We start from the raw sequence: 25,872 nt of genomic DNA on the forward strand, positions 1-25,872 counted from the left end.
TTCCCGCATATGGGATCGGGCATTTGAGGGAGGACAGTCATGCGCACAGTCAAATCGGGCCTTGGAGCCATGCTCTTCGCGCTGGCCCTGGGCACCAGCCTGGTCGCGCCGGCCATGGCTCAGGACATCGACTTCGGAGACGATAGCTCCGAATGGGCCAATGACGGCGAATGCGACGATCCGCGCTTTACCGGCACCGGCATGGCCAGCGAACTCGAAGATGCCGACATCCGCAAGGACGCGACGGACTGTAAGGCCCTGTTCGACGGGGGCTCGATCAGCCTGCTCGAGGACGCGGTCTCCGATTCTGCTGCAGAGGCTGGCGAAGCGGCCGATGCCGCCGCCGACGCAGCAGCAGATGCAGCTGGCGAGGCCGCACCCTGGATCGACTTTGGCGATGACAGCTCCGCATGGGCCAATGATGGCGAATGCGATGACCCCCGCTTTACCGGCGCAGCCATGGCCGCCGAACTCGAAGATGCCGATATCGGCAAGGATGCCACCGACTGCCGCTCTGCCTATACCGCAGGCGAGATCACCCTGGTTGAGGGCGCCGCTGCTGAAACCGCCACCGAAGCACCGGCCACCGGCGACGTGGATTTCGGCGACGACAGTTCCGAATGGGCCAGGGATGGCGAATGCGATGACATGCGCTTTACCGGCACCGGCATGGCCGAGGAACTGGTGGACGAGGATGTCGGCCACGACGCCACCGATTGCCGCACCCTGTTCGAAGCCGGCGACATCACCCTTGCTGGCGACGCCGGAGACGCCACCGAAGCGCCCCCCGCTGCCGCGACCGATGTGGATTTTGGCGACGATAGTTCCGAATGGGCAAATGACGGCGAATGCGACGACCCGCGCTTTGCCGGCACCGGCATGGCCGAAGAAACCGTGGATGAGGATATCCGGCGCGACGCCACCGATTGCCGCACCCTGTTTGAGGCCGGGGACATTAGCCTTGCCGGCGACGGCGGCGATGCCGCGATCGACTTTGGCGATGACACCTCCGAATGGGCCAATGACCAGGAATGCGATGATCCGCGTTTTGCAGGTTCCGGCATGGCGAGCGAGTTGACGGACGACAATATCGGCCGCGACGCCACCGATTGCCGCAATGCCTATGAAGACGGCTCCATCACCCTGGCCGATGGCGACAGCGATCCGGCGCCCCGGCCAACAGCCGACATGGCGGCGCGCATCGACTTCGGCGATGATTCGGGCAGCTGGCCCAATGACGGGGAATGCGACGATCCGGATTTCTTCGGCCCGGGCGTGGCCGAGTGGACAACCGCGGACAACCGGCTGGCCGATGCCACCGACTGCCGCGCCGCCTTCCTGGCCGGCACCGCCTCGCTGGGCAGCGCCAATGCCGCGGCTCCGGCCGGTTTCGACTATGGCGATGACAGCTCGCAATGGTCCAATGACGGCCAGTGCGACGATCTGCGCTTTACCGGCGACGGCATGGCCAAGAAGCTGGGCACCGACGATATCGCGCGCGACGCCAGCGATTGCCGCAGCCTCGAAGAGCAGGGCAGCGTCTCCATCAAGCCGGTCTATACGCCCGAATACGCTGCCAACGGCCCCTATGACAGTTCTGATGTCGAGTTTGGCGACGACAGCTCCAGCTATGCCAATGACGGCCAGTGCGACGATCCGCGCTTCGAAGGTCCGGGCGTCGCCAGCACCGTGTTCGACAGCGACATCGAGGCCGATGCCACCGACTGCCGGGCCGCCTTCGAAGCGGGCACGGCAACGCTGATCTAAGGCGCACCCCGGCTGGACGGATCCAACCGCTCCATCGCCCCCTCGCCCCTTAGGGCAGAGGGGGAGAGGGGTGAAGGCCTCCGGCTAGCTCACTTCACGATAGGACTGAAACGACGGAGCCTTTCCCTTCTCCCCTGAGGGGAGAAGGTGGCGCGAAGCGCCGGATGAGGGGTTCACATTTGCGTTCTTGCCGAGAGGCTTTCACCCCTCACCCCATCCCTCTCCCCTGAGGGGAGAGGGGGCGATGAAGACGATAGTTCAGCTCGCGAGTGAAACGCTCTAAAGCGCGAGTCTGACCGTCTATCGGCCCTCTGCACAACGGTTGACCAAAACGAAAGCGGCGGGCCAAGGCCCGCCGCTTTTCTTTCACCCTGCCGGTCTGCGCCTAAGCAACCTTGCGCTCGACCATCATCTTCTTGATCTGGGCAATGGCCTTGGCCGGGTTGAGGCCCTTGGGGCAGACCTGGGCGCAGTTCATGATCGTGTGGCAGCGGTAGAGCTTGAAGGGGTCCTGCAGATTATCCAGGCGCTCATTGGTGGTCTGGTCGCGGCTGTCGATCAGCCAGCGATAGGCCTGCAGCAGCGCCGCCGGGCCCAGATACTTTTCGCCATTCCACCAATAGGACGGGCAGGACGTCGAGCAACAGGCGCACAAGATACATTCGTAGAGCCCGTCGAGCTTGGCGCGGTTTTCGACCGACTGCGTCCATTCCTTTTCGGGCGTGGGCGAGGTGGTCTTGAGCCAGGGCTCAATGGCGCGATGCTGCGCATAGAAATTGGACAGATCCGGAACCAGATCCTTGACCACCGGCATATGCGGCAGGGGGTAGATTTTCACCGGTCCGGTGCTGTCATCCATCCCCTTGGTACAGGCCAGGGTGTTGAGCCCATTGATGTTCATCGAGCACGACCCGCAAATACCCTCGCGGCAGGACCGGCGCAGCGTCAGGGTCGGATCGGTCTTGTTCTTGATATAGAGCAGCGCGTCCAGCACCATCGGGCCGCAGTCGTCCAGGTCGACGAAATAGACGTCGATCCGCGGATTGTCGGTCTTGTCTGGGTCATAGCGGTAAATGTGGAACTCGCGCAGGCGCGTCGCACCCTCCGGCTTTGGCCAGGTCTTGCCCTTTTGCGGCTGATCGGCCTTGCGAAGCGTCAGTTCGGCCATTTTCTCGCTCTTTCCTTCTCAACAAGCCGGGGCCGGCTCAGGAATTTCGTCTTGTCTCAGGGTCATTCCCGCCTGCGCGGAATTGGCTCCGATTGTCATCACGCCGCCTAGTAGTTCGGCTTACAAATCTGGTTCGACCGCGCCACATAGCTGTTATAGGCCTGAAAATCGGCGGCGGCGGGCGCGCCGCCCTTCATCGAGGCGATCACCACGCCCATGAAGCGCTCGTCGATCAGGGTCATGGCCGCATCGGCCTTGCAGCCGCACAATTCGGCATTCTGCGAAATGCCCATGCAGACATCGTAGAATTCCTGCTTTTGTGCCGCGCTGGGCGCTGCCAGGGCCGGACCGGCCAGCAGCACCATGGCTGTCAGGGCAGCCGCCAGGCTACGGGCGTTTTTCATCGGCACCATCCGCGGGCTTGCGTTCACTGGGCTTGCCACGACGATCCGGAGCGGGGGCTGCTGGCTTGCCGTCATAGCTGCGCTCTTCACAGAGATGGCACATGTCCGGCTCCTTAATAGACGCGCGCCTTGGGGGCGATCTTCTTGAGGTCGATGCCGCCCTGGTCCTGCGGTGTCAGCGGCTCGGTGATCACCGGGCGGTAGTCGAGCTTGACCGCGCCACTGCTGACATCGACATGGGCAAGGGTGTGCTTGCGCCAGTTTTCGTCGTCGCGATTGGGGAAATCCTCATGCGCATGGGCGCCACGGCTTTCGTGGCGGGCCTCGGCCGATACCACCGTGGCGATGGCGCAGCTCATCAGGTTTTCGAGCTCCAGGGTTTCCACCAGGTCCGAATTCCACACCAGCGAACGGTCGCTGACCTTCACATCGCCCAGCCGGCCATAGATCTCGGTCATGCGCGCCACGCCCTGCTTGAGCGATTCGGAAGTGCGGAACACGGCAGCGTCGGCCTGCATGGTGCGCTGCATCTCGTCGCGCAGCTTGGCCGTCGGCTGGCTGCCATTGGCGTTGCGCAGCCGGTCGAAGCGGGCGAGGATTTTTTCGTCCTGTGCCGCATTGATGCCCGGGATCGGCGCCGCCTTGTCGATCACCTGCCCGGCCCGGATGGCGGCGGCACGGCCGAAGACCACGAGGTCGGTCAGCGAATTCGAGCCCAGCCGGTTGGCGCCGTGCACCGAGGCGCAGGCCGCTTCACCCACCGCCATCAGGCCGGGCACCACCCGGTTCGGATCGGCCGGCGTCGGGTTGAGCACTTCGCCATGATAGTTCGCGGGAATGCCGCCCATGTTGTAGTGCACGGTCGGCAGCACCGGGATCGGCTCGCGGGTGAGATCGACCCCGGCAAATATCTTGGCACTCTCGGTAATACCCGGCAGGCGCTCATGCAGCACCTTGGGGTCGAGATGATCGAGGTGGAGGAAGATGTGGTCCTTGTTGGGACCCACGCCCCGGCCCTCGCGGATTTCCAGCGTCATGCAGCGGCTGACCACGTCGCGGCTGGCCAGGTCCTTGGCATTGGGGGCATAGCGCTCCATGAAGCGCTCGCCTTCCGAATTGGTCAGATACCCGCCCTCGCCGCGCGCGCCTTCGGTGATCAGCACGCCGGCACCATAGATGCCGGTCGGATGGAACTGCACGAATTCCATGTCCTGCAGCGGCAGGCCGGCGCGGGCCACCATGCCATTGCCGTCGCCGGTGCAGGTATGGGCCGAGGTCGCCGAGAAGTAGGAGCGGCCATAGCCGCCGGTTGCCAGCACGACGAGCTTGGCGCGGAAGCGATGCAGGGTGCCGTCATCGAGCTTCCAGGCGATCACACCCTGGCAGGAGCCGTCATCGCCCATGATCAGGTCGAGGGCGAAATATTCGATATAGAACTGCGCATCATTGCGCACCGACTGGCCGTAGAGCGTGTGCAGGATCGCGTGGCCGGTGCGGTCGGCGGCGGCACAGGTGCGCTGCACCGGCGGGCCATCGCCGAACTCGGTCATGTGGCCGCCGAACGGGCGCTGGTAGATCTTGCCTTCCTGCGTGCGGCTGAAGGGCACGCCATAATGCTCGAGCTCATAGATCGCCGCCGGGGCCTCGCGCGCCAGATATTCCATGGCGTCGTTGTCGCCCAGCCAGTCCGACCCCTTGACGGTGTCGTACATGTGCCACTGCCAGCTGTCGGGACCCATGTTCTGCAGCGAAGCGGCAATGCCGCCCTGCGCCGCCACGGTGTGCGATCGGGTCGGAAACACCTTGGTGATGCAGGCGGTATTGAAACCCTGCTCGGCCATGCCGAGCGTGGCGCGCAGGCCTGCGCCGCCGGCGCCAACCACCACCACGTCGAATTCGTGGTCGATCAGTTCATAAGCGGCCATGCGACTAACCCCAGAAGACAATCTTGAGCACCGCGCCGATGCCGGCCAGCGCCACGGTGAGACAGAACAAAGTGTTGAGCAGCATGGCCAGGCGATACATGCGGCCGTGGACATAATCCTCGAGCGTGTCGCGCATGCCATTGCGCATATGCACGGCGACGATGCCGATCAGCACCGCCAGCGGCAGCCCGATCCAGCCATTGCCGATGGTGCCAACAAGGTCGGCCCGATCCTGCCCGCCCAGCTTGACCACCAGGAACAGCAAGAGGCCGAGAAAGGCGATATTGATCGCCCCGGTCAGGCGCTGGGTGATGAAGTGGCGCGTCGAGGCCGGCGCATTGCCATAATGGCTCTTGGGATCGGCGATGGTTTCAAGCGTGGTCATGTGTTCGCGCATGGTTCAGCCCACCCACACAAAGATTGTCCAGATCAGGAGGGTGATCACCACCGAGGCGATGATCGTCGCCCAGGCGATGGCCTCGCGCTGGCCCGGTTCCATCAGGACAGCAAAGTCCCAGATGAAGTGGCGGATGCCGCCCAGCATGTGATGCACCAGGCTCCAGGTGAAGCCGAACAGCACCAATTGGCCGAACCAGCTGCCGTAAAGGACATTGACCGCCATCAGCGCGTCCTGGCCCAGCGCCGCCGCGACCAGCCAGATCACGAACAGCGCCATGCCGGCATAATTGGCAATACCGGTGGCGCGATGGATGATCGACATGGCCATGGTGATGGTCCAGCGGTAGATCTGCAAATGCGGGGAGGTGGGTCGGGCTCTGACAGACATGTTCATTCCGGGGGCCTGTGGACGCCGGCAGGCGGTGTCCAGTTTGGAATTGTTCGAGGTTTCTACCCACCAATGGTTACGAAATCAAAGCCCCAATCTGGCCCCAGCCTGCTACTTTCGGCGCAAACCGCACTTTGTTCGCTTTACGCACAAACTGTTCGGGTTGCGGACGGCCCGGCGCCCTCGAAGGCCCATTGCCCCCTCCATTGTCCGTTCAGGTTCGGCGCGTGAGCCGAAAATTAACCACGAGCGGGTCATGATCGACCCCAAATCGGATCGGCCGCCAGAACCCTCACGGGCCGCCGGCCGGTCTCCAGAAGGAAAGAATTCATGCGTCTCCTCCACAGCGTCAAAGCCCGTATCCTTGCAGCCTTCAGCGCCATGGCCCTGATCGTGCTGCTCGTGGGTGGTTCGGCCATTACCCTGATGATGAGCGCCGAGCAGATGTTCTCGGCCTATCGCTCGCAGGCCCAGCAGACGCTGGAAATCATCGACTATGTCCGCGACGTCAACACGATGCGCATTTCCTTCGTCGACTATATTCGCACCCCCACAAGGGCCGCCGAGGATTTCACCCGCGAGATGATCCTCGACGTCGCCACCACCGACGCCGATGGCCTGGCCTTCTTTGCCGGTGATGATACGGCCCTGGCCGAGATCGCCGAAGTCACCCGCCTGGCCGGGGAGTACGAAACCGCCTTCAACGAGGTCACCACCGGCATTGGCGATGGCAAGCTGGCCGACAATATTCCGGCCACCGCCACGGCGACCGGCCTGGGGCTGCAGATCGCCGCCATCTATGACGGCATGTATCAGCGCACAAGGGACTTCCAGAACCAGCTCGGACCCCAGATTGCCGGCCAGCAGCGCCTGCAGGTGGTGATCACCGCCGCCGTCAGCCTGCTCGGCCTCATCGCCGGCATCGTGCTGGCCGTGGTGACATCCCGCTGGCTGACCGGCACTTTTGCGCGCCTTACCGGCACCATGAACGGCCTCGCTGGCGGCGATTACGACATGACCATTGCCGGCACCGAAGCCAGAAATGAACTGGGCGACATGGCCAGGGCCCTCGAAACCTTCCGCATCAATGGCCAGCAGGTCGCGCTCTCGGAGCAGGAGCGCGAGCAGCGCGCCCGCGAGACGGCGGAACGCGCCGAAACCATGGCCCGTTTCCAGGCCGCCTTCGATGGCGTCATCGAACAGGCCATTGCCGGCGATTTCTCCGGCCGCATCACGGACCGCTATGGCGATCCCGAGATCGACCGGATTTCGGACAATCTCAACGGCATGATGGGCTCGGTCGAGGCCGCCCTGTCGGAAGCCGATACGGTTCTCGAATCGCTCTCCCGCGCCGATCTGCGCGAACGCATGGTGGGCAGCTATAGCGGCGCCTTCGAGCGCCTCAAGACCTCGACCAACCAGGTTGCCGACAAGCTCGCGGAAATGGTAATTGACCTGCGCACCACCTCCCAGGCGCTCAAGCTCGCTACCGGGGAAATCCTGGCCGGCGCCAATGACCTGTCCGAGCGCACCACCCGCCAGGCCGCCACCATCGAAGAGACCTCGGCGACCATGGAGCGCATGGCCTCGACCGTCACCGACAATGCCGAGCGCGCCCACGAGGCCAGTGCCAATGTGGTCAAGATGTCTGGCGTGGTCGAAGCCAGCTCGACCGTGATGAACGATGCGACCAATGCCATGGACCGCATCTCCACCTCATCGTCGAAAATTTCCAACATCATCGGGCTGATCGACGACATTGCCTTCCAGACCAACCTTCTGGCCCTCAACGCTTCGGTCGAAGCGGCTCGTGCCGGTGAAGCCGGCAAGGGCTTTGCCGTGGTGGCCGTGGAAGTGCGGCGCCTGGCGCAGTCGGCAGCTCAGGCCTCGTCCGAGGTCAAGGTGCTGATCGAACAGTCGGCAGCCGAGGTCAAGAACGGCACGCGCCTCGTCGCCGATGTCGCCGGCCGCCTGACCGAGATCGTCGAAGGCGTGCGCGGCACCGCAACGCTCATGGAAAGCATTGCCCGCGACAGCCAGGAACAGGCCTCGGGCATTTCCGAAATTAATGTCGCCGTGCGGCAGATGGATGAGATGACCCAGCACAATGCGGCGCTGGTGGAAGAAATGAATGCCTCGATCGAACAGACCGAGGGCCAGGCCGGAAAACTCGATGGCCTTGTGGCCACCTTCACCCTTGACCAGCAGGCGAAGGCCACCGCGCCCGCAAGGCCGGCCCGCACCGCCGAAGAGCCGACTGGCGCCCGCGGCCTGCTGGGCAAGGTGCGATCCGCAGCCAAGACCTATTTCGGCGGCGCCGCCGCAGAGGACTGGAACGAGTTCTGACGCCTATCCGACCCGCCCCATTTCGGCCCCGGACCCCGCGCCCGGGGCCGTTTGCCGTCGTCCCTCCGAGACTATCGAGATCAGCATGACCGACCGTGTAAAGATTGTCGCCACCGAGGAACTGGCCCGCAACTGGGGCACGCTCAGCAAGACCACCATCGACTACCGGCGCCGCGACGGTCAGGTGCAGCGCTTCGACCGGGAGGTCTATGACCACGGTAATGCCGCTGCCATGCTGCTGCACGATCCAGGCCGCGACACGGTGTTGATGGTGCGTCAGTTCCGTTACCCGGCCATGCGCAATGGCGACGATGCCGACATGCTGGAGGCCTGCGCCGGGCTGCTCGACGGCGATGCCCCCGAAATCGCTGCGGCGCGCGAAGCGCTGGAAGAAACCGGCCACGCGCCACGCGACATCCGCCATGTCTGCGATATCTATGCCAGCCCAGGATCGCTGACCGAAAAGGTCAGCCTCTATATCGGCACCTATGATGCCACCACCCGCCGCCATGCCGGCGGCGGCATCGAAGCGGAAGGCGAAGAGATCGAAGTGGTCGAGATCGGATTTGCCGCCGCGCTCGCCATGGTCAGCTCCGGCGCCATCACCGATGCCAAGACAGTGGTGCTGATCCAGCATCTTGCCCTGCTGCAGGCAGGCCTCGTGCCTGGCTAGATCGTTTCATCTGTGAACTGGACCATCGCCTTCATCGCCCCCTCTCCCCTCAGGGGAGAGGGATGGGGTGAGGGGTGAAAGCTTCTCGGCAAGAACGCGAAAGTGAACCCCTCATCCGGCGCCTCGCGCCACCTTCTCCCCTCAGGGGAGAAGGGAAGGGCACCGACGTGTCAGTCCAAACGTGACGAGAACTAGTAGTCGACCAGCTTCTTGTCCGGGTCATAAGGCTGGTCCTTGGCCACCCGGGTCACTGCCTGGCCGCAGCGCATTTTCTTGCTCACCGCATCATAGGCGTAGCTCGGGCTGCCGTGCAGTTGCCAACCCTCGGAAAGGGCCTTGGTGACCTTGTGACAAAACGAAGAGTCGTCTTCCCCGGTCAGAAAGCGGTAGATAAGCATGCACATCCCCCATTGTCCGGATTCTGGTCCGGCAATTGATCCGCAAGCCTCTTAACGCTAATCGGGACGCCATGCACAGTTTTCCTCAGCACCTTCTCGACGGCCATGCCAATTTCATGTCCGGGCGCTATGCCCGCGAGCGCGACCGCTATCGCGATCTCGCCGATGCCGGGCAGAAGCCGACCACCTTGATGATCGCCTGTTGCGACAGCCGCGCGGCGCCCGAACTGATCTTCGATGCCGGGCCGGGCGAGTTGTTCGTCCTGCGCAATGTCGCCAATCTCGTGCCGACCTACCAGCCCGATGGCGGCCAGCACGGCACCTCGGCGGCCATCGAGTTCGCAGTCAAGGCGCTGGCCATCTCCAATGTGGTGATCATGGGCCACGGCCGCTGCGGTGGCATCAAGGCGGCGCTCGATCCCAACCTCAAGCCGCTCGATTCGGGCGACTTCATCGGCAAGTGGATGAGCATGCTGGGCGAGCTGCCCGGCCAGCTCGGGCAGAACAGCCTGCTCACCGATACCGAGCGGCAAACGGCCATGGAGCGCATTTCCATCCGCAATTCCATCCGCAACCTGCGCACCTTTCCCTATGTCGCGGCGCTCGAAAAAGAAGGCAAGCTGGCGGTACACGGCGCCTGGTTCGACATTTCCTCGGGCGAGTTGTGGGTCATGGACAATAATGGAGACTTCATCCGCCCCGTGATCTGAGCCCACTCCGATATCTCCTGTCACGGCCGTCCCTCGGGGCGGCCGTTTTCATTTGCGCGCCGCAAGCTGCCACGCCGCTGCCGCAAAGCTGCACTTGCCCCGCCCCAATTGGTGGCCCCGGCACTGGCAAAGAACTGGCACGACCCAAAAAGTTCGGCCCGGCGGCAACTTGCAACACCTGTTCCGCAAGGCGTTTCCACCTGCCCGAAAAAAGCCCCGACAAAAGTCCGATCACGCCAAAGTGAAGACGAGCAGCAGCCACATTGGGCCGCGATTGTCTGTCCCACGGGCCGCCGGAGAGCGACCCGTCGGTTGCGGAACAATCCGCTGCCGTCTCCTCCCAAAGTCAACATGGAGTATGAACCCATGCGTAAGATCGTCCTGACCTCCCTCTTCGCTCTCGGCCTTTCGACTGCGGCCATGGCCCAGGCTGCCACCGATTTCGCTTCGGTGGACACCGACCTCAATGGCAGCATCTCGCTGGCTGAAGCGCAGGTGGCCTGGCCTGATCTGACCGAAGAGGCGTTCACCGCTGCCGACACCGACGGCAATGGCGAGCTCTCGGCTGAAGAATATGATGCCCTCGTGGCCGCTTCTGCCGCACCGGCCCAGTAAGGCCGTACCTGTCACCTGACGGCGACAGACCAGCCGGCCACCCCGAACGTCCCCGGGGTGGCCGCGGCTTTTTCCGATGCCGCGCGACGGCATTTTGCGAGGGGTGAAGACACCCCGCCCCGGAGACTCCCATGAAGAAAATCGCTTTGAGCTTGGCCGTCCTGGCCATTGCCGGCTCGGCCGCCCTCGCCCAGACGCCCCTCACCTTTGCCCAGGTGGATACCGACGGCAATGGCGAGTTGAGCTATGAGGAATTGCGCGCCGTCTGGCCGGATCTCACCGAAGACGAATTCAACGCCGCCGACCTCAATATGAGCGGTGGTCTCGATGCCAACGAACTCGACGCGCTGCAACCCAGCACGGTCCCGGCGCCCGCCGCCGAATAGGTCTGCCTAGTCGAGCCGGATCGCCGGCTCGACCCGTTTGGCCCGTCGCAGGGTCACGATCAACCCGGCAATGACCAGCAGCGCGCCGCCGATCTCGATCGGGGTTACTGTTTCCCCCAGCACCAGATAGCCCGAGGCCAGCCCGGTGATGGGCACCAGCAGGGTGAACGGCGCCACCACCGATGCGGGGTGCCGGCCCAGGAGCCAGCTCCAGATGGCGCCACCCAGCAGGGTTGCCGGATAGGCCAGGAAGGCGATGAGGCCCGCATCGCTCCACGAAAAGCCGATAAGGGCCGCGCTGATCGCCGGCCAGCCTTCGGTCAAAAGCGACAGGCCCAAGAGCGGCAAGGGCGCTGCCAGCGATCCCCAGACCGTAAACGAGAGCGCATTGACCTTGCCGGCCTTCTTGGTCAGCACATTGGCGAGGCCCCAGCTGATCGCCGCCAGCAGAGTCAGCGACAGGGGCAGAAGCCCCGCATTGCCCACCCGCTCGCTGGCAATGACGCCGATGCCGCCAAAGGCAATGGCTGCCCCCAGCATCTGGAACCGGCTCGGCCGCTCTCCCAGAAGCAGAAAGGCCATCATCATGGTGAAAAAGGCCTGGGTCTGCAGCACGATGGAGCTGAGCCCGGCGGGCATGCCCCATGAAATCGACAGGTTGAGAAAGGCGTAGAGCGCAAAGCCGAAACTCAGCCCGAAACCGATGACGGTCCAGGCCGGCGCCTTGGGTGGCCGCACGAACAGGATCAGCGGAAAGGCTGCTGCGGCAAAGCGCAGGGCCGCCGCCAGCACCGGCGGTAGCGCCTCGACGCTCAGCTTGATGACGACGAAATTGAAGCCCCAGATGGAGACGACGAGCAGGGCCAGAAGCACATGGCGGATCGGCATCAGGCGCCCCTGGTCCGGATGGACAGGCGTGGCCCGAAAACATTGACCATCAGCCCGGCAAAGACCAGGGCGCTGCCCCAGATTTCAAGGCCGGTAACGGTTTCGCCCAGCAGCAGGCCGGCGCTGATCATGCCCGCCACCGGTACCAGCAGCGAGAAGGGCGCAATGGTGCTGGCCGGATAGCGGCTGAGTAGGACGCTCCACAGACCGAAGCCGATCAGGGTGGCGGCATAGCCGTTGAATGCGATGGAAGCCAGCCCCAGCCCGCTGATCCGGGTGAGCCCGTCGATGACCGGCCCGGGCCCCTCGACCAGCATGGAGAGGGCAAAGAGCGGCACAGGCGGCACCAGGCTCGACCACACAACGAAGCTGAACATGTCCACCCGCCCGGTTTTCTTGATGATGATGTTGGAGAGGCCCCAGAAGAATGCCGAGGCCACGCACATCAGGAGCGGCAGCAGCACATGGAGTTCGAGCCGTTCCAGCGCGATCACCGCAATGCCGGCAAAGGCGATACTGGCACCGATGGACTGGAACCGGTTGATGCGCTCGCCCAGGAAGACGAAGGCCAGGGCAAAGGTGAAAAAGGCCTGCAACTGCATGATGAGCGAGGCGAGGCCCGATGGCATCCCCAGGCTGATGGCCATGAACAGCAGCCCGAACTGGGCCACGCCGATGGCAAGCCCGTAACCCACAAGGGTGGCAAGCGGCACATCGGGCCGGCGCACGAAGAACACCGCCGGCAGCGCCGCCGCCAGATAGCGCAGCCCGGTCATGAACAGGGGCGGCACATCCTCGACACCCCAGCGGATGAAGACAAAGTTCACGCCCCAGATGGACACGACGAGCAGGACTAGGAGGAGATCGCGCAAGGGCATGGAGTAACGTCCGGTACGGTAGTGCTTCTACGCCTGCCCTGTCCGCGGCTCAAGACCGCAATTGGGCAAACCGTCCTGCCTAAAGCAGACGGCCTCCCCGAAGGGAGGCCGTTTCACAGGTCATCCGGGCCGGTCATGTCTTACTTTTCCCCTCCCCCTCGGGGAGAAGGTGAACTTCAGGCCGCCAGCCGGCTGGCAAAGCCCTTTTCGATCAGCGTCTCGGCGATCTGGATGGTGTTGAGCGCCGCGCCCTTGCGCAGATTGTCCGAAACCACCCACAGCGCGAGGCCATTTTCGACCGTCACGTCCTCGCGAATGCGGCTGACATAGGTGTCGTATTCGCCCACGGTTTCCACCGGGGTCGCGTAGCCACCGGCCTCGCGCTTGTCGAGCACGGAAATGCCCGGTGCTTCGCGCAGGATATCGCGGGCTTCATCGGCCGTGATCGGCTTGGCAAATTCAAGGTTCACCGCTTCGGAATGGCCCACAAAAACCGGCACGCGCACGGCGGTGCAGGTTACCTTGATCTTGGGATCGAGGATCTTCTTAGTTTCGGCCAGCACCTTCCACTCTTCCTTGGTGTAGCCGTCTTCCATGAACACATCGATATGCGGGATGACGTTGAAGGCGATCTGCTTGGGAAACTTCTGCGGGCTCGGGCTGTCATTGACGAAAATGCCCTTGGTCTGGTTCCACAGCTCATCCACGCCTTCCTTGCCGGCGCCGGAAACCGACTGATAGGTCGAGACCACGGCGCGGGTGATGGTGGCCGCGTCGTGCAGGGGCTTCAGGGCCACGACCAATTGCGCCGTCGAGCAGTTCGGATTGGCAATGATATTGGTGCGCTTGGGGTCGTTGAGCCAACGATCGAGCACATGCCCGTTCACTTCCGGCACGATCAGCGGCACGTCCGAGTGATAGCGCCAATAGGAGGAGTTATCGATAACGATGGCACCGGCAGCCGCGATCCGCGGCGCCCATTCCTTGGAAATCGATCCGCCCGCCGACATGATCGCGAAATCCACGGTCGAGAAGTCGAAATGCTGCAGATCCTTGGCCTTGAGGATCTTGTCGCCAAAGGACAATTCCCGGCCGATCGAGCGCGAGGAGGCCAGTGCAAAAACCTCGTCGGCCGGAAACTTGCGTTCGGCCAGAATGTTGAGAACTTCGCGGCCCACATTGCCCGTGGCCCCGACGACAGCGACGCGATAACCCATTTTTGGAACTCCGGTCCCTTACCATTTCCGCCCCCGCGCACCAGATGATGCGGCTTGTGATTGGCGCCTCTCCCCGGCGGGAGACGGCCCGGGGACAAGCGTCAGGCGGTTTTGGTGGTTTTGGTGGTCTCGGTCATGGCGAGCGTGCCCCCGGCCTGGGGCCGGGCGGTGGCAAGAGCGGCAAAAAAGCTGCGGCTGCGCATGACGAACACTGCTTCCTATGAAAAGCAGGACTTCTCATACTCCCAAATAGGAAAGAGTCAATGAACTTGATGGCCGTCCGGGCCTCTGCTCTATTCCCACCGGGTTTGGAGACACCAACATGCGCATTTCACTGGCTCTGGCGGCCTGGTCCCTGCTGGCCACCGCCGCTGCCGCCCAGCCGGCCGCGGACCGGGTCACGGTCCTCTACTGTTATGGTGGCAATGGCTGCCAGGCCTATCTCACGCCCTTTTCCTATGAGGACATGGATCGCCTGCTTGACAAGATGGGCACGCTGTCCGGCGAGGGACGCGGCAAGCCGGTAGTGTTTCTGGAGAACAATGCCGGGGAACAGGTCGACTATGTCGACATGCAGCGTACTCCGGAAGAGATCAATGTCCTGTTTGGCGGCACCGGCGCGCCCCATGTGATCACCACCTATCCCGATCTGGGCGGCCTGCAGCCCCGCGACGGCGCCTGGTCCGTCACCATGGGCACGGCCGGGGCCGAAAACTGCCCGCCGGGCGTCGAAAACGCCATGTCCGGCCTCAAGCTCGCCGAAGCCGGCAGCATCCGTTTTGCCACGCCCTTTGATCCCGGCCAGGCCCTGCCGGATCAATCGGTCGACTGGATCAAGATCGCGCCGAACCGCTATCGGGCGGCCCTGCCCGGTTCGGACGCCATGTTCGCCACCTATGATCTGGTCGTCGATGGCACCGAAAGCCTGTCCGGCGCATTGCGCGCGGTAACACTTGTGCCCGGCCAGAAGGCCTGCACCATCACCCTGCCGGTCACTTATCAGCGTCTCGGGGACTGACGGCGCGGCCCTTGCCAATCCGGCCATGGGCCAATAGAGCCTTGGTCGCCAAGGCGGCTATGCAAGGACCTGGAGCGCGCGGCCGGGCTGTCCCGGGGCACGACAGGCTCCCGACCGGCAGTTGCGCCCGTGGTGATGCCGGACCCAGGAGAAGACCATGCCCGATTTTGACGTGATCGTTCTGGGGGCCGGAGCCGCCGGCATGATGGCCGGCATCGAAGCCGCCCGGCGCGGACGGCGGGTGCTGGTCGTCGATCACGCCCGCGATCCGGGCGAAAAGATCCGCATTTCCGGCGGTGGCCGCTGCAACTTCACCAATATCAACGCCACCCATACCACTGGCCGCGACCGGTTCCTGGGCAGCAATCCGCGCTTTGCCCTCTCGGCCCTGTCCCGCTTTACCCCCGACATGTTCATCGAGCGGGTGCGCAAACAGGGGATCGCCTTTCACGAAAAGACCCTGGGCCAGTTGTTCTGCGATGGCCCGGCGACCCAGATCGTTTCCATGCTGACCAATGACCTCCGCCAGGCCGGCGCCGCCATCTGGACCGGCCGGAGCGTGGGCAGCATCGAGAGCACGGCGGAAGGGTTCGATGTGATGGTCGGCGACGGGCGGGTCACCACCCAGAGCCTGGTGGTGGCGACGGGCGGCAAATCCATTCCCAAGATGGGCGCCACCGGCCTCGCCTATGACATTGCCCGCCAGTTCGGCCTCGGCGTCACCGAGACCCGCCCGGCTCTGGTGCCGCTGATGTTCGAGCCCGGCGCCCTCGAAAAGCTGAAGCCCCTGGCAGGGCTCTCCACCAATGCGGTGGTCCGCCATGGCAAGACGGGCTTCGAGGAGGCGCTGCTCTTCACCCATCGCGGCCTCTCCGGTCCCGCAATCCTGCAGATTTCATCCTATTGGCGCGACGGCGACGCCATCGCCGTCGACCTGCTGCCCGGCCGCGACGCGCTGGCCCTGTTGCGCGAAGCACGCAAGGCGACGCCCAAGCAACACATCCAGACCGTCCTCAGCGAGCACCTGCCCAAGCGGCTGGCACAATTGATGGGCGAGATCATCGACCAGCCCGGCATGATCGGGGATCTTTCCGACAAGAAACTCGCCGCCGCCGCCGACCTTGTGTCCAACTGGCGCCTCAAGCCCGTCGGCTCGGAGGGCTATCGCACCGCCGAGGTGACGCTGGGCGGCATCGACACCAAGGGTCTCGACGCCAGGACCATGATGGCCCGTACCGTGCCGGGGCTCTATTTCGTCGGCGAAGCGGTCGATGTCACCGGCTGGCTCGGCGGCTATAATTTCCAATGGGCCTGGGCCTCCGGTTGGGCCGCCGGGCAGGACGCCTAAAAGCGAATACCCAACCGCACCGAAACATCGGTGCGGCCATTGTCCGGCACCCCGCACAGTCCGAAATCGCTGACATGGGACACGGTGCCGATCAGCGACACCCCCGGCAGGACATTAACGCCGACGCTGCCCGCCCCGCGCGCCAGGGTGGCGCAACCGAAGCGCGTCGGCGTGCCCGCCGGCTCCAGCGCCCCACTCTGCAGCGCTCCACCCAGGCTCGCTTCGGCAAAGACCGGGAGCAGCGGCGCGCTTACCGTCCAGCTCATGCCGGCATAGAGCAGGTGCTCCTGGCCGGTGAAGCTGACCGTGGCGCCCAGATGTGGCCGCAACTCGCCCAGAAGCGCCATGTCGCCGAAGTTCGGCAGCGCATAAAGCAGTTCCACATTGGCATTGCGCAACCGCGTCGGATCGAACAGGTCGGCGCCCGGATCAGTCACGCCGGAGGCAACGACGCCACCGCGCACCTCGAATGGCAGGAACTGCGCCCAGGCGGCCGGGGCCATAAGGAGCACTCCGGCAACAACCATGGCGCGGACAAAACTGGACTTCATGGCGCTCTCCTTGGGACAGCGCCATTGGGCGCCCCCGCGCCCGGATCGGCAAGTTTTGATGAAAATTGTCTTTAATCGCGCGTTAACGCAAAGCCGCCTCGAGAGCGGTCTATCAGTACTGAACAGTTTCATCGGGGACTGACCAATCGTTTCGACCCCCTTCACCTCCCCCTTGATGGGGGAGGTAGCGCCGCTCGGGCCCGCAGGGCCCTAGCAGAGCTAGGTGGGGGTGTTTTCCAGCCTCGGCTCGGCACAGATCCGTCCGCCCGCGTTCCGCTCCTGCCACAAGAGCAGAAGGCCAGGCGCCGGTCGCAAGATGAGTTCGGTCGTAGAAAGTCCTAGAACTTCCAGCCCAGCCTGAGGCCGAAATTGGACAATCCGTCATTGGCCGAGCACCAGCCATTGTTGGAGGTGTGCTCATAAGTCAGCGTCGCCGTGGCCTGGTCGCTGAGATGCATGCCGACGCCGAAGCGCTCGTAGAAATTGACACGGCAGCCGAAATTCTTGCGCCCGGCCGGCGCCCCGGTCAGGTAGCCGTCATGGATGGCTGCGCCCAGCGTGCCTTCGAGATAGACCGGGGTATCGAACAGCGGCAACTGCCAGGTGAGGCCCGCATGGGCGATGCTGTCCTGGCCATCGAAATTGATGGTGGCGCCCACTTCCGGGCGCGGCGCGCCGATCCAGCGGAAGGCATCGATATCGGGCGAAACGAACAGCACATCGAAGCTGATGTCTTCGATCTGGTTGAGTTTCCAATTGCCGAAATTGAAGGGCACGAGCGTGGTGTCCACGTCATGGGCATTGAGGCCGATGCGCAGTTCATCGACGAAACTGGCCGACGGGCGCGGATCGAACATGTCCTGCGCCTGGACCGGCAGGGCCAGGGCAGCAAGGGCAAGGATCGGGAGCAGGTTACGCACGCGCGGCATCTTCCAGTCTGAGGAACCGCGCTCATAAGGCGCAGCAAGACCTTAACAAGTCAATTCCTCACGCCCCGCCTCCTGCCCCCGCCACACAAAAACGGGCCCGCTGTTGCGGGCCCGCATCGCTGCCACTAGCTGGAGGGACTTACTTGGGCAGCAGCACCTTGTTGACGACGTGGATCACGCCGTTGGACTGGTTGACGTCGGAAATGGTGATCCGGGCGGCATTGCCGTTCTCGTCCACCACATAGAGCACGCCACCCAGCTTGGTGAATTGCAGGTTGTCGCCGGAAACGGTCTTGATGAGGAAGCCGCCGGGATTCTCATCGGCGCGCATCATCAGGTCTTCGGCCGTGTATTTTCCCGGCAGCACATGTGCGGTCAGGATCTTGACCAGCTGCGCCTTGTTTTCCGGCATGAGCAGCGTATCGACCGTACCCGCCGGCAGGGCCGCAAAGGCACGGTTGACCGGGGCGAACACCGTGAACGGGCCCGCGCTCTGCAGCGTATCGACCAGCCCGGCAGCGGTAACGGCCGCGACCAGCGTCGTGTGATCCTTGGAATTGACCGCGTTCTCGACAATGTTCTTGTCGGCGAACATGGCGGCCCCACCCACCATGGGGTTCGACTGGGCATAGGCGGCACCCGAAAGGGTGAGGCTGGCGGCAAGGGCGACGGCCCCGAGCAGTTTTGTAAGCATGATTATTCCTCCCTTGAGACGATCTGTTCGTCGGTAGGAGCTACGGCGGCGAGGAGAGAAAAGTTTCGCCCGCCCTTGACGCGACGGCTCATCATCGTGATCTACCGATAAAACAAAGACCGAAAGTTGAGCCATGTCCGTCCCTTTCCGCCTGTCGCTTCAGGATCTCGCACCCATTGCCCAGGGGACGTCCACGCAAGAGGCAATGGCGGAAACCGTGCGCCTGGCCCAGGCAGCGGATCGGCTGGGCTATGAGCGGCTCTGGTATGCCGAGCATCACGGCATGCCCTCGATTGCCTCATCCGTGCCCGAAATCCTGATCGGCAGCGCCGCTTCCGCCACCAGCGGCATACGCATCGGCTCGGGCGGGGTGATGCTGCTCAACCACGCGCCTTTGCGCATTGCCGAGGCCTATCGCACCCTCGAAGCGCTTCATCCCGGCCGCATAGATCTGGGGCTCGGTCGCGCCCCGGGCGGCGACGGCTATGCCATGCGCGCCTTGCGCAGCGGTAGTGGTGAGGAATTTTCGGCCTATCTGGCCGAGCTCATGGCTTTTGACGAAGAGAGTTTTCCGGCCGACCATCCCTATGCGCGCGTGCCGGTCTCGCCGGGCGGCATCACCCTGCCCCCCAAATGGCTCTTGGGTTCGTCCGGCGCCAGTGCCCAGGCCGCCGGGCAACTGGGCTTTGGCTATGCCTTTGCCGCCCATTTCAGCCACACACCGGCCGCGCCGGCTTTCGTTGCCTATCGCGAGGCGTTCCAGCCGACGGCCGATTTTGCCGAACCGCGCACCATCCTCTGCCTGTCGGTCATCTGTGCGCCCACCACCGAAGAAGCGAAATTTCTCGCCACCTCGCAGGCGGTGAGCTGGGCCTTGTTCGTCACCGGCGAACAGCGTCAACTCATGCCGCCCGAAGAGGCCGCGCGGCGGCAATTGTCGCCCCAGCAACAGCAGGTCATCGACCACCAGTCCAGTCTCTGGCTTGTCGGCAATCCCCAGGACATGGCCGAAACCATCCGCGCCAAGGCCAGCGAAGCCGGCGCCGACGAGGTGATGATCACCACCACCATCCATTCCTACGACCTGCGCCGCCGCTCCTATGCCCTGCTCGCCGAAGCCCTCGGCATCACCCCACGCGCCTGAACGGCGTCGGCACACCGCGCACCTGAATTGCATCGGCACACAGCGCGGATACCACCGCCTCGACCGGGGTGCCGGCTCCATCGCCCCCTCGCCCCTTTGGGGAGAGGGCCGGGTGAGGGGTTTGGCCGCCACCTCGAACTGCGAGCACCAGCACTCGAGCCAAGCAGATCTGTGCGCTTCACCGGGCCATCACAACACAGTGTCATCCCCGCGAAAGCGGGGACCTCCGTTTACCCTCAATCCCGCTTCGCCTAGTTCAGCGTCGAGCGCGACACCAGGTCGAAGCGGCCGGCCGGATCGACCCTGAGCGCCAGGTTCTGCCGGTCCAGTTCGGCGAGCCAGGCATTCCACGAGCACGGGCTCATGCCGCAATCGAGCTCGCCATCCCGCTGCCGGTCGAAATGCAGCTTGAGCTGCGCCCGCTCCTGGCCGAGCTGATTGCGCACCCGCGCAATGGCCGGCTTGCCGTGCCGGTCATTGACCCAGTTCTGGATATCCCGATGCCGGGTCAACATATGTGTCTGTTGCATGGCCTCTCCTCCATATAGCGGCTAACGGGGCCGTCCTCCGGCGGTTCCCGTTCGGCCGATCAATTCTCCAGCCAGTCGGTGACGAGGTCGTATGCCTCCATCTCCTCGGGGCTGAGATAGTAGAGCCGGTCCGGCGGCGTCTCGAGCGCGTGCAGCCACAGGGCCGGATCGACACCACTCTCGCTCAAATGCCGGGTGATCTCTGCCGTCACCCTTTGCGCATCTGCCATGGCGACGCCCGCCACGCTCAAAGCCTCCACCGCATCGCCGGAAAGCGCCGCCGCATAGACCTGGTGCACGCCGATCGCCGCGTCCCGGCCGGCAAAGCGCTCGGCTCCCGAAGCGAAAATCAGCGGGCAGGACGATGCGCAGAGCTTGCCGTCCGCCACTTCGGTCGACAGCTCCTGTTCCCGAATCAGCCGGCCGATCATGAGGGCATCGTCGACCGATCCTCCGGGCGAATCCAGCAGCACTCTTGACACATATTCGCCGCGCGCCGCGATCTCGGCGGCAAAGCGCTCTGCCGATCCCGGGTCGATCGTGCCCGTCAGGGAGAGCAGGCCGCCGCTGCCCAGCGCGATGTCCAGCGGCTCGTCCAGAACCTCGGGCGCGCTGGTGATCGGCGGCCTTGGCCGGCCATTTTCATCCGGCGCGCTGGCCGGCGGCAGGATGGGCTGCGGCACCGCCGTCAGCGAGGCCGGGGCATTGGCATTGAGTTCACGGAAGTCGACATAGAGCACGCCCAGCGTTCCGGCCAGCAGCGCGAAGAAGGCAAAGCGCAGGATGGCGCCATCCTCGATCCGGGCGAGCGAGGCGATCACGTGCCGGTAGAAGGGGCCCTCGTCGCTGCGGGCGCGCGCATTGGCTGCCGTCTTCATGCCGGGCGCGGTCCGTCACCACGCTTGCGCTGGGCGGCGTCGATCGGCGTCACCGTGGTGTCGGCCGGCTCCGCCGGGTCGGGCTTTTCCGCCACCACCTTTTCGTCCGCCGGATCGGCGGGTGGCGTAGCCTGATATTCCTCGATCTTTGGGGTCAGCGCCGCTGCCGCCTCGGCCGCGCCCTCTGCCTCCATGCGCTTGTAAAGCGACATGGCCCGGAGCATTTCTGCCGCGGTGATGGTCTCGGCTTCCTTGAGCGTCTCGGCCTCCCGGCGCATGGCGTCATTGACCACCATCAGCACCAGCACCAGCACCACCGGCAACAGGTCGATGGAGATCGCACCGGCCCAGGAGGGCACGAAATCCTGCCAGTAGCGGATCACCGCTTCGGCCGAAGACAGGGGCACGAAACGGCGCTGCTCCACCGCCGGCTGCGCCAGGATTTCATCGGCTGCCGCCGTCAGCGCCGCCGATTGCGCCGCCACCGAAGCCCGTACGGTTTCCATCACCTGGTCCTGCCGGTTGGCGAGGTCCGCCGATCCGCCATTGGCCACCGGCGCAATGAACCCGGCCGAGAGGTCCGTCGCCGCCCGCTGCACCGAGGCAGCCACATCGGTCTGCTGCAGGGCCGCGATCACAGCCGACAGTTGCACCGCCTCGGCCTGGAAAGCGTCCGAACGCGGCTCGATGGCGCCTGGCGTCGATACCAGTTCGCGCATGCTGGCCAGCCGCGCCGACCCCTGTTCGAAAAGCTCGGACACCTCGTCGCGCGAGCCGGTAATGGTCGCGGCCAGCTGGGTCATCTGCGTGCTCATCTGGGTGAGCAATTGCACGACGCTGCCCGAGCCCTGCGTGCCGGTCAGTGCGCCGCTGTCGCGCTCGTCCTGCGCCAGGGCAGCAAAGCGGGCCGAGGCGCGCTCGACGTCGGGCAAGAGGCTCTGGGTCGCGAGCGCCTTGGCATGGGCATCGTCGAGATCGGCGGCATAGCCCTGCAGCGTCACCGCCATATGCTGTTCCAGCGCCGCCGAACCGGCCAGCGCCGCCGCATTCAGCCACGAACTCATGGCGATGATCATGGCGCAGCCAATGGCCATGGTGATGAACAGGCCGACCCGCTGCACGCCGCTGATCACCAGCGGCACGAAGCGCATCATATAGGTCCAGAAGGCATAGATGGCGACTGACACCGCCGCCGAATAGATGATGGCGGCGAAGAACACGAAGGTCGCCGAACCATCGAGCAGGCCGCGCACACCGAGATAGGTATAGACACCCGAGGCCAGCGACAGCACCGCCAGCGCGAAGCGCGTCATGGTTTCCACGCCTCTGGCGGTTTCATGCAGGCGGAAGGCATTTGGCTTGAGCTGCATCAGGTCCCCGCAACGCTCTGGCCCGCCACCGGGCCTTAACCTCAGGTTAACACAGCCAAAGCAGGCAGAAGCGAGGCGAACGGCCCAAGGTTAATGCCGGGGCGATGACAAGTCGGTGAAATCCTCCGCCCCTTGCGGCAGCCGGCCCCGCACTTTAGGCAGGAGCCATCGCATGGAGGCCAAGATGACGCAAAAGATCCGCTGGGGCATTCTGTCCACCGCCAATATCGGCATGCAGAAGGTCATTCCGGCCATTCAGCAGGCCCCGAGCTGCGAGGTCGTCGCCATTGCCTCGCGTGATCTGGGCAAGGCCGAAGCCGCGGCCGCCAGGCTCGGCATTGCCAGGGCCCACGGCTCCTATGAGGCACTGTTCGCCGATCCGGACATCGACGCCATCTACAACCCCCTGCCCAATCACCTGCATGTGCCCATGACCCTGGCCGCGGCGCGCGCCGGCAAGCACGTGCTGTGCGAAAAGCCCATTGCGCTTTCGGCCGAAGAGGCCGGCCAGCTCCGCGACATTCCCGGCAATATCGTCTTTCTCGAAGCCTTCATGGTGCGCTTCCATCCTCAATGGGCCCGCATCCGCGACATCATCCGCTCGGGCGAATTGGGCGAAATCCGCAGCATCAATGCCATCTTCGCCTATCACAATGTCGATCCGGCCAATGTCCGCAACCAGGCCGATATCGGCGGCGGCGGCATCATGGATATCGGCTGCTATCCGATCACCGCGGCGCGCTATTTCTTCGAGGCCGAGCCGCTTAGGCTGGTTTCACTGGTCGAGCGCGATCCCGCCTTTGGCACCGATCGGCTGGCCAGCGTCATCGCCGATTTCGGCAATGGCCGCCAGCTCAGCTTCACCTGCTCCACCCAGGCGGCCCCGCATCAGCGCGTCCTGATCCTGGGTACCAGGGCCAAGGCCGAGATCATCATTCCCTTCAACGCCCCGGCCAATGAGCGCACCGCCATCACCGTCGATATCGGCGCGCCCTTTGATGGCGCCCTGGCCCGCCGCGAAATCCTGCCCGCCTGCGATCAATATACCGAACAGGCCGAAGCCTTTGCCCAGGCCGTGCTGGGCAAGAAACCCCTGCCCTGGGGCGTCGACGACGCCATCGCCTCCATGCGCGTCATCGATGCCATCTTCGAAAGCGAAAAGACCGGCGCCTGGGCCCGGGTCGGCCCGTAACGCGCGGCCAACGACCAGAGCCTTATATTTGAGCACTGACCCACCGGCTCCATCGCCCCCTCGCCCGTATGGGGAGAGGCCCGGGGTGAGGGGTGAACGTCCCCTGACTAAGCCATTTGAACCCCTCATCCGCAAAAGGGCCGCCAGTCCGTCCAATGGTAGATGCGCAAGGGTCCCTACCCGCCTGCCGCGATATCAGGCCCCAGCAATCGCGCGGTCAGCATCATCAGGTCGTCGCCCAGGCGCTCGGACGTGATGCCGCTTTCCGCCACGCCCTTGGCGGCGGCCAGCAGAAGGCCGGCAAGCTGATCGGGCCGGGCAAGGCCCGCCTCCGCCAGCGCGCCCCCCAGCGCCTGGGCGATGAAGCGGTTGGAACGGGCGAAGAGGTCAGCCCCCTCGGCATGGGCCGCAAACAGTTCATCGGCATGGGCCGAGCCCGCCAGGAGCTCGGAAATCACCGCAAACTTGGCCACCAGCGCTCGCCCCACCCGCTCGCTGATGGTGCCCTCGGCAGACAGCGCCCGCAAAAAGGCCTCATGCTTGGCCGCGATCAGCTGCTCGAGCAGCGCCCCGAACACGGCATGCTTGTCGGCAAACTGGGTGTAAAGCGTCGGCTTGGCGATCTGGGCTTCGCGCGCAATGGCCTCCATGGTGGTCGCCCGCAGGCCCTGGCGCAGGAAGAGCCGGCGCGCCGCAACGAGGATGCGCTCGCGCTTTTCCGCCGCCCGATCCCCGCTTGCCTTCACCATCTTTGGCTCCAACTCTTGAACTAATTGAACGATATACGTATGTTTCGTTCAAATCAAGGAGTGACCCATGACAGAGGCCCACAAAGAGACTGTTCTTTTGACCGGTATTTCCGGCTTTCTGGGCGGCCATGTCGCCCTTGCTTTGCTGAAAGCCGGGTTTCCCGTGCGCGGCAGCGTCCGGTCCCTCGCCAAGGCCGACAAGGTGCGCGACACCCTGGCCAGGGCCGGGGCCGACACCAAAGGGCTGAGCTTTGTCGAACTGAACCTGACCCGGGACGCAGGCTGGGATGCCGCCATGGACGGCGTGAGCTTTTTGCAGCACACCGCCTCTCCCTTCGTGCTCAACATGCCCGATGACCGCAACGAGTTGATCCGCCCGGCCGTCGAGGGCACCGAGCGCGCCATCGGCGCCGCCCTGCGGGCCGGGGTGAAGCGCATCGTGCTGACCTCTTCCATGGCCGCGATTGCCTATGGCCACGACAAGACCGGGGCGCCCTGCTTTTCTGCCGCCGACTGGACCCGGCTCGATGGCCGCCCCATCAACGCCTATGTCGAATCCAAGACCCGCGCCGAGCGCCGCGCCTGGCAGATGATGGACGACGCGGGCCGCCGCGCCGACCTCGCCACCATCAATCCCGGCGCCATTTTCGGCCCCCTGCTCGATGAGGATCCGGGCACCTCGGCCCTCCTCGTCCGCCGCCTGCTCGATGGCTCCGTGCCGGCGGCCCCGCGCATTCCCATCACCCCGGTCGATGTACGCGACGTCGCGGCGGCCCATCTGGCGGCCATGACCACGCCCGAGGCAGGCGGCCAGCGCTTCCCGCTGGCGGTCGCGCCGCAATATTTCATCGATGTCGCCCGAACCCTGCGCCAGCGCTACCCCGACCGGCGGATTCCCCGCTTGCAGATGCCCGATCTTGCCGTGCGTCTCTATGCGCTCTTTGATCGCGACGTGCGCGATAATCTGGGCGAATTGGGCTATGCCAAGCGCCTCGACGCCGCCCCCTCCATCGCCCTTCTCGGCCAGCCGCTCATCCCGGCCGAAACCGCCGTACTCGCCACCGCCGAAAGCCTGATCCAGCACGGCCTCGTCTGACCGAACAAAGGGGGGCGCGGCGCATCACATCCACCGCCGCACCCCTTGCCCTGCCCCGCGATTTTGTCCATATACCGCCTTGGTGAGGGGCTGTAGCTCAGTTGGGAGAGCGCGTCGTTCGCAATGACGAGGTCAGCGGTTCGATCCCGCTCAGCTCCACCAATCCCCATCGCCATTTCCACCACCGTGATCCGCGCCAATCAGGCGCATC

General features: G+C 64.5%; 27 protein-coding genes and 1 tRNA gene. 12 read left to right on the forward strand and 16 right to left on the reverse strand.

What is annotated here, in order from left to right; genetic code table 11:
* Nucleotides 1-39 precede the first annotated feature (39 nt).
* On the forward strand, nucleotides 40-1,767 hold the full coding sequence (locus KIT02_RS11875) for a hypothetical protein (RefSeq protein WP_297577939.1): 1,728 nt from the start codon (nucleotides 40-42) through the stop codon (nucleotides 1,765-1,767).
* Nucleotides 1,768-2,152: 385 nt separating this feature from the next.
* On the opposite strand, the gene KIT02_RS11880 is transcribed toward KIT02_RS11875, so the two are convergent.
* From KIT02_RS11880 to sdhC, 5 genes are all read right to left on the reverse strand, one after another.
* On the reverse strand, nucleotides 2,153-2,935 hold the full coding sequence (locus KIT02_RS11880; RefSeq protein WP_297577941.1) for a succinate dehydrogenase iron-sulfur subunit: 783 nt from the start codon (nucleotides 2,933-2,935) through the stop codon (nucleotides 2,153-2,155).
* Between the two features lie 107 nt (nucleotides 2,936-3,042).
* Nucleotides 3,043-3,339: a hypothetical protein gene (locus KIT02_RS11885; RefSeq protein ID WP_297577943.1), complete on the reverse strand. Its 297-nt coding sequence runs from the start codon at nucleotides 3,337-3,339 to the stop codon at nucleotides 3,043-3,045.
* 113 nt (nucleotides 3,340-3,452) lie between these two features.
* Nucleotides 3,453-5,264 (reverse strand): succinate dehydrogenase flavoprotein subunit, encoded by a 1,812-nt coding sequence (gene sdhA, locus KIT02_RS11890; protein ID WP_297577945.1) that lies wholly within the window; start codon nucleotides 5,262-5,264, stop codon nucleotides 3,453-3,455.
* A gap of 4 nt (nucleotides 5,265-5,268) precedes the next feature.
* Nucleotides 5,269-5,661 carry a succinate dehydrogenase, hydrophobic membrane anchor protein gene (sdhD, locus tag KIT02_RS11895; protein WP_297577960.1) on the reverse strand — a complete coding sequence of 131 codons (393 nt, stop codon included), beginning with the start codon at nucleotides 5,659-5,661 and terminating at the stop codon, nucleotides 5,269-5,271.
* Between the two features lie 3 nt (nucleotides 5,662-5,664).
* Nucleotides 5,665-6,051: a succinate dehydrogenase, cytochrome b556 subunit gene (sdhC, locus tag KIT02_RS11900; protein WP_297577962.1), complete on the reverse strand. Its 387-nt coding sequence runs from the start codon at nucleotides 6,049-6,051 to the stop codon at nucleotides 5,665-5,667.
* 330 nt (nucleotides 6,052-6,381) lie between these two features.
* Here sdhC and KIT02_RS11905 point away from each other — a divergent pair, with 330 nt between their 5' ends.
* On the forward strand, nucleotides 6,382-8,397 hold the full coding sequence (locus KIT02_RS11905) for a methyl-accepting chemotaxis protein (RefSeq protein WP_297577964.1): 2,016 nt from the start codon (nucleotides 6,382-6,384) through the stop codon (nucleotides 8,395-8,397).
* Nucleotides 8,398-8,482: 85 nt separating this feature from the next.
* Nucleotides 8,483-9,070, forward strand: coding sequence for an NUDIX domain-containing protein (locus KIT02_RS11910; protein ID WP_297577966.1), 588 nt, complete (start codon nucleotides 8,483-8,485; stop codon nucleotides 9,068-9,070).
* 191 nt (nucleotides 9,071-9,261) lie between these two features.
* Here KIT02_RS11910 and KIT02_RS11915 read toward each other — a convergent pair whose 3' ends face one another.
* Nucleotides 9,262-9,468 carry a DUF1737 domain-containing protein gene (locus KIT02_RS11915; RefSeq protein ID WP_297577968.1) on the reverse strand — a complete coding sequence of 69 codons (207 nt, stop codon included), beginning with the start codon at nucleotides 9,466-9,468 and terminating at the stop codon, nucleotides 9,262-9,264.
* 71 nt (nucleotides 9,469-9,539) lie between these two features.
* Between KIT02_RS11915 and KIT02_RS11920 the strand changes: the two genes are divergently transcribed.
* From KIT02_RS11920 to KIT02_RS11930, 3 genes are all read left to right on the forward strand, one after another.
* Nucleotides 9,540-10,178 (forward strand): carbonic anhydrase, encoded by a 639-nt coding sequence (locus KIT02_RS11920; protein WP_297577970.1) that lies wholly within the window; start codon nucleotides 9,540-9,542, stop codon nucleotides 10,176-10,178.
* A gap of 366 nt (nucleotides 10,179-10,544) precedes the next feature.
* Nucleotides 10,545-10,793: a hypothetical protein gene (locus KIT02_RS11925; protein WP_297577972.1), complete on the forward strand. Its 249-nt coding sequence runs from the start codon at nucleotides 10,545-10,547 to the stop codon at nucleotides 10,791-10,793.
* Between the two features lie 131 nt (nucleotides 10,794-10,924).
* Nucleotides 10,925-11,179, forward strand: a complete 255-nt coding sequence (locus tag KIT02_RS11930; protein ID WP_297577974.1) for a hypothetical protein — start codon at nucleotides 10,925-10,927, stop codon at nucleotides 11,177-11,179.
* A gap of 6 nt (nucleotides 11,180-11,185) precedes the next feature.
* On the opposite strand, the gene KIT02_RS11935 is transcribed toward KIT02_RS11930, so the two are convergent.
* The 3 genes from KIT02_RS11935 to KIT02_RS11945 all read right to left on the reverse strand — a co-directional run bounded on the left by KIT02_RS11935 (nucleotide 11,186) and on the right by KIT02_RS11945 (nucleotide 14,162).
* Nucleotides 11,186-12,067 carry an EamA family transporter gene (locus tag KIT02_RS11935; protein WP_297577976.1) on the reverse strand — a complete coding sequence of 294 codons (882 nt, stop codon included), beginning with the start codon at nucleotides 12,065-12,067 and terminating at the stop codon, nucleotides 11,186-11,188.
* Nucleotides 12,067-12,945, reverse strand: a complete 879-nt coding sequence (locus KIT02_RS11940) for an EamA family transporter (RefSeq protein ID WP_297577978.1) — start codon at nucleotides 12,943-12,945, stop codon at nucleotides 12,067-12,069. The genes KIT02_RS11935 and KIT02_RS11940 overlap by 1 nt, the downstream gene beginning before the upstream one ends.
* 176 nt (nucleotides 12,946-13,121) lie before the next feature.
* On the reverse strand, nucleotides 13,122-14,162 hold the full coding sequence (locus KIT02_RS11945) for an aspartate-semialdehyde dehydrogenase (RefSeq protein WP_297577980.1): 1,041 nt from the start codon (nucleotides 14,160-14,162) through the stop codon (nucleotides 13,122-13,124).
* A gap of 322 nt (nucleotides 14,163-14,484) precedes the next feature.
* Here KIT02_RS11945 and KIT02_RS11950 point away from each other — a divergent pair, with 322 nt between their 5' ends.
* Nucleotides 14,485-15,180, forward strand: a complete 696-nt coding sequence (locus KIT02_RS11950; protein ID WP_297577985.1) for a hypothetical protein — start codon at nucleotides 14,485-14,487, stop codon at nucleotides 15,178-15,180.
* 157 nt (nucleotides 15,181-15,337) lie between these two features.
* Complete coding sequence (locus tag KIT02_RS11955) at nucleotides 15,338-16,528, forward strand: NAD(P)/FAD-dependent oxidoreductase (protein ID WP_297577986.1); 1,191 nt, start codon at nucleotides 15,338-15,340, stop codon at nucleotides 16,526-16,528.
* Here KIT02_RS11955 and KIT02_RS11960 read toward each other — a convergent pair.
* From KIT02_RS11960 to KIT02_RS11970, 3 genes are all read right to left on the reverse strand, one after another.
* Nucleotides 16,525-17,079 (reverse strand): hypothetical protein, encoded by a 555-nt coding sequence (locus KIT02_RS11960; RefSeq protein WP_297577988.1) that lies wholly within the window; start codon nucleotides 17,077-17,079, stop codon nucleotides 16,525-16,527. The two genes, KIT02_RS11955 and KIT02_RS11960, sit on opposite strands and share 4 nt — an antisense overlap.
* A 338-nt stretch (nucleotides 17,080-17,417) precedes the next feature.
* Complete coding sequence (locus KIT02_RS11965) at nucleotides 17,418-17,999, reverse strand: acyloxyacyl hydrolase (protein ID WP_297577990.1); 582 nt, start codon at nucleotides 17,997-17,999, stop codon at nucleotides 17,418-17,420.
* 148 nt (nucleotides 18,000-18,147) lie between these two features.
* A complete protein-coding gene (locus KIT02_RS11970) occupies nucleotides 18,148-18,702 on the reverse strand; it encodes a fasciclin domain-containing protein (RefSeq protein ID WP_297577991.1) in 555 nt (184 codons plus the stop codon).
* A gap of 133 nt (nucleotides 18,703-18,835) precedes the next feature.
* Here KIT02_RS11970 and KIT02_RS11975 point away from each other — a divergent pair, with 133 nt between their 5' ends.
* Nucleotides 18,836-19,846 carry an LLM class flavin-dependent oxidoreductase gene (locus KIT02_RS11975; RefSeq protein WP_297577993.1) on the forward strand — a complete coding sequence of 337 codons (1,011 nt, stop codon included), beginning with the start codon at nucleotides 18,836-18,838 and terminating at the stop codon, nucleotides 19,844-19,846.
* Between the two features lie 251 nt (nucleotides 19,847-20,097).
* Here the strand turns inward: KIT02_RS11975 and KIT02_RS11980 are convergent, their stop codons facing one another.
* From KIT02_RS11980 to KIT02_RS11990, 3 genes are read right to left on the reverse strand one after another with little or no spacing between them, the layout of a single operon-like run.
* A complete protein-coding gene (locus tag KIT02_RS11980) occupies nucleotides 20,098-20,376 on the reverse strand; it encodes a hypothetical protein (protein ID WP_297577995.1) in 279 nt (92 codons plus the stop codon).
* 59 nt (nucleotides 20,377-20,435) lie between these two features.
* On the reverse strand, nucleotides 20,436-21,254 hold the full coding sequence (locus tag KIT02_RS11985) for a hypothetical protein (protein ID WP_297577997.1): 819 nt from the start codon (nucleotides 21,252-21,254) through the stop codon (nucleotides 20,436-20,438).
* Entirely contained in the window at nucleotides 21,251-22,624 is a 1,374-nt protein-coding gene (locus tag KIT02_RS11990) for a hypothetical protein (RefSeq protein WP_297577999.1), read from the reverse strand. The genes KIT02_RS11985 and KIT02_RS11990 overlap by 4 nt, the downstream gene beginning before the upstream one ends.
* A 184-nt stretch (nucleotides 22,625-22,808) precedes the next feature.
* On the opposite strand from KIT02_RS11990, the gene KIT02_RS11995 reads away from it, so the two are divergent.
* The gene (locus KIT02_RS11995) at nucleotides 22,809-23,816 is read left to right on the forward strand and encodes a Gfo/Idh/MocA family oxidoreductase (RefSeq protein WP_297578001.1); all 1,008 of its coding nucleotides are present in this window, start codon (nucleotides 22,809-22,811) and stop codon (nucleotides 23,814-23,816) included.
* A 176-nt stretch (nucleotides 23,817-23,992) separates the two neighbouring features.
* On the opposite strand, the gene KIT02_RS12000 is transcribed toward KIT02_RS11995, so the two are convergent.
* The gene (locus KIT02_RS12000; RefSeq protein WP_297578002.1) at nucleotides 23,993-24,565 is read right to left on the reverse strand and encodes a TetR/AcrR family transcriptional regulator; all 573 of its coding nucleotides are present in this window, start codon (nucleotides 24,563-24,565) and stop codon (nucleotides 23,993-23,995) included.
* A gap of 67 nt (nucleotides 24,566-24,632) precedes the next feature.
* Here KIT02_RS12000 and KIT02_RS12005 point away from each other — a divergent pair, with 67 nt between their 5' ends.
* Entirely contained in the window at nucleotides 24,633-25,661 is a 1,029-nt protein-coding gene (locus tag KIT02_RS12005; RefSeq protein WP_297578004.1) for an NAD-dependent epimerase/dehydratase family protein, read from the forward strand.
* Nucleotides 25,662-25,747: 86 nt separating this feature from the next.
* Nucleotides 25,748-25,823, forward strand: a tRNA-Ala gene (locus tag KIT02_RS12010).
* Nucleotides 25,824-25,872: the final 49 nt, after the last annotated feature.

Origin of the sequence: Devosia sp. (assembly GCF_025809055.1) — a bacterium.
In the GTDB taxonomy this organism is placed as follows: domain Bacteria; phylum Pseudomonadota; class Alphaproteobacteria; order Rhizobiales; family Devosiaceae; genus Devosia.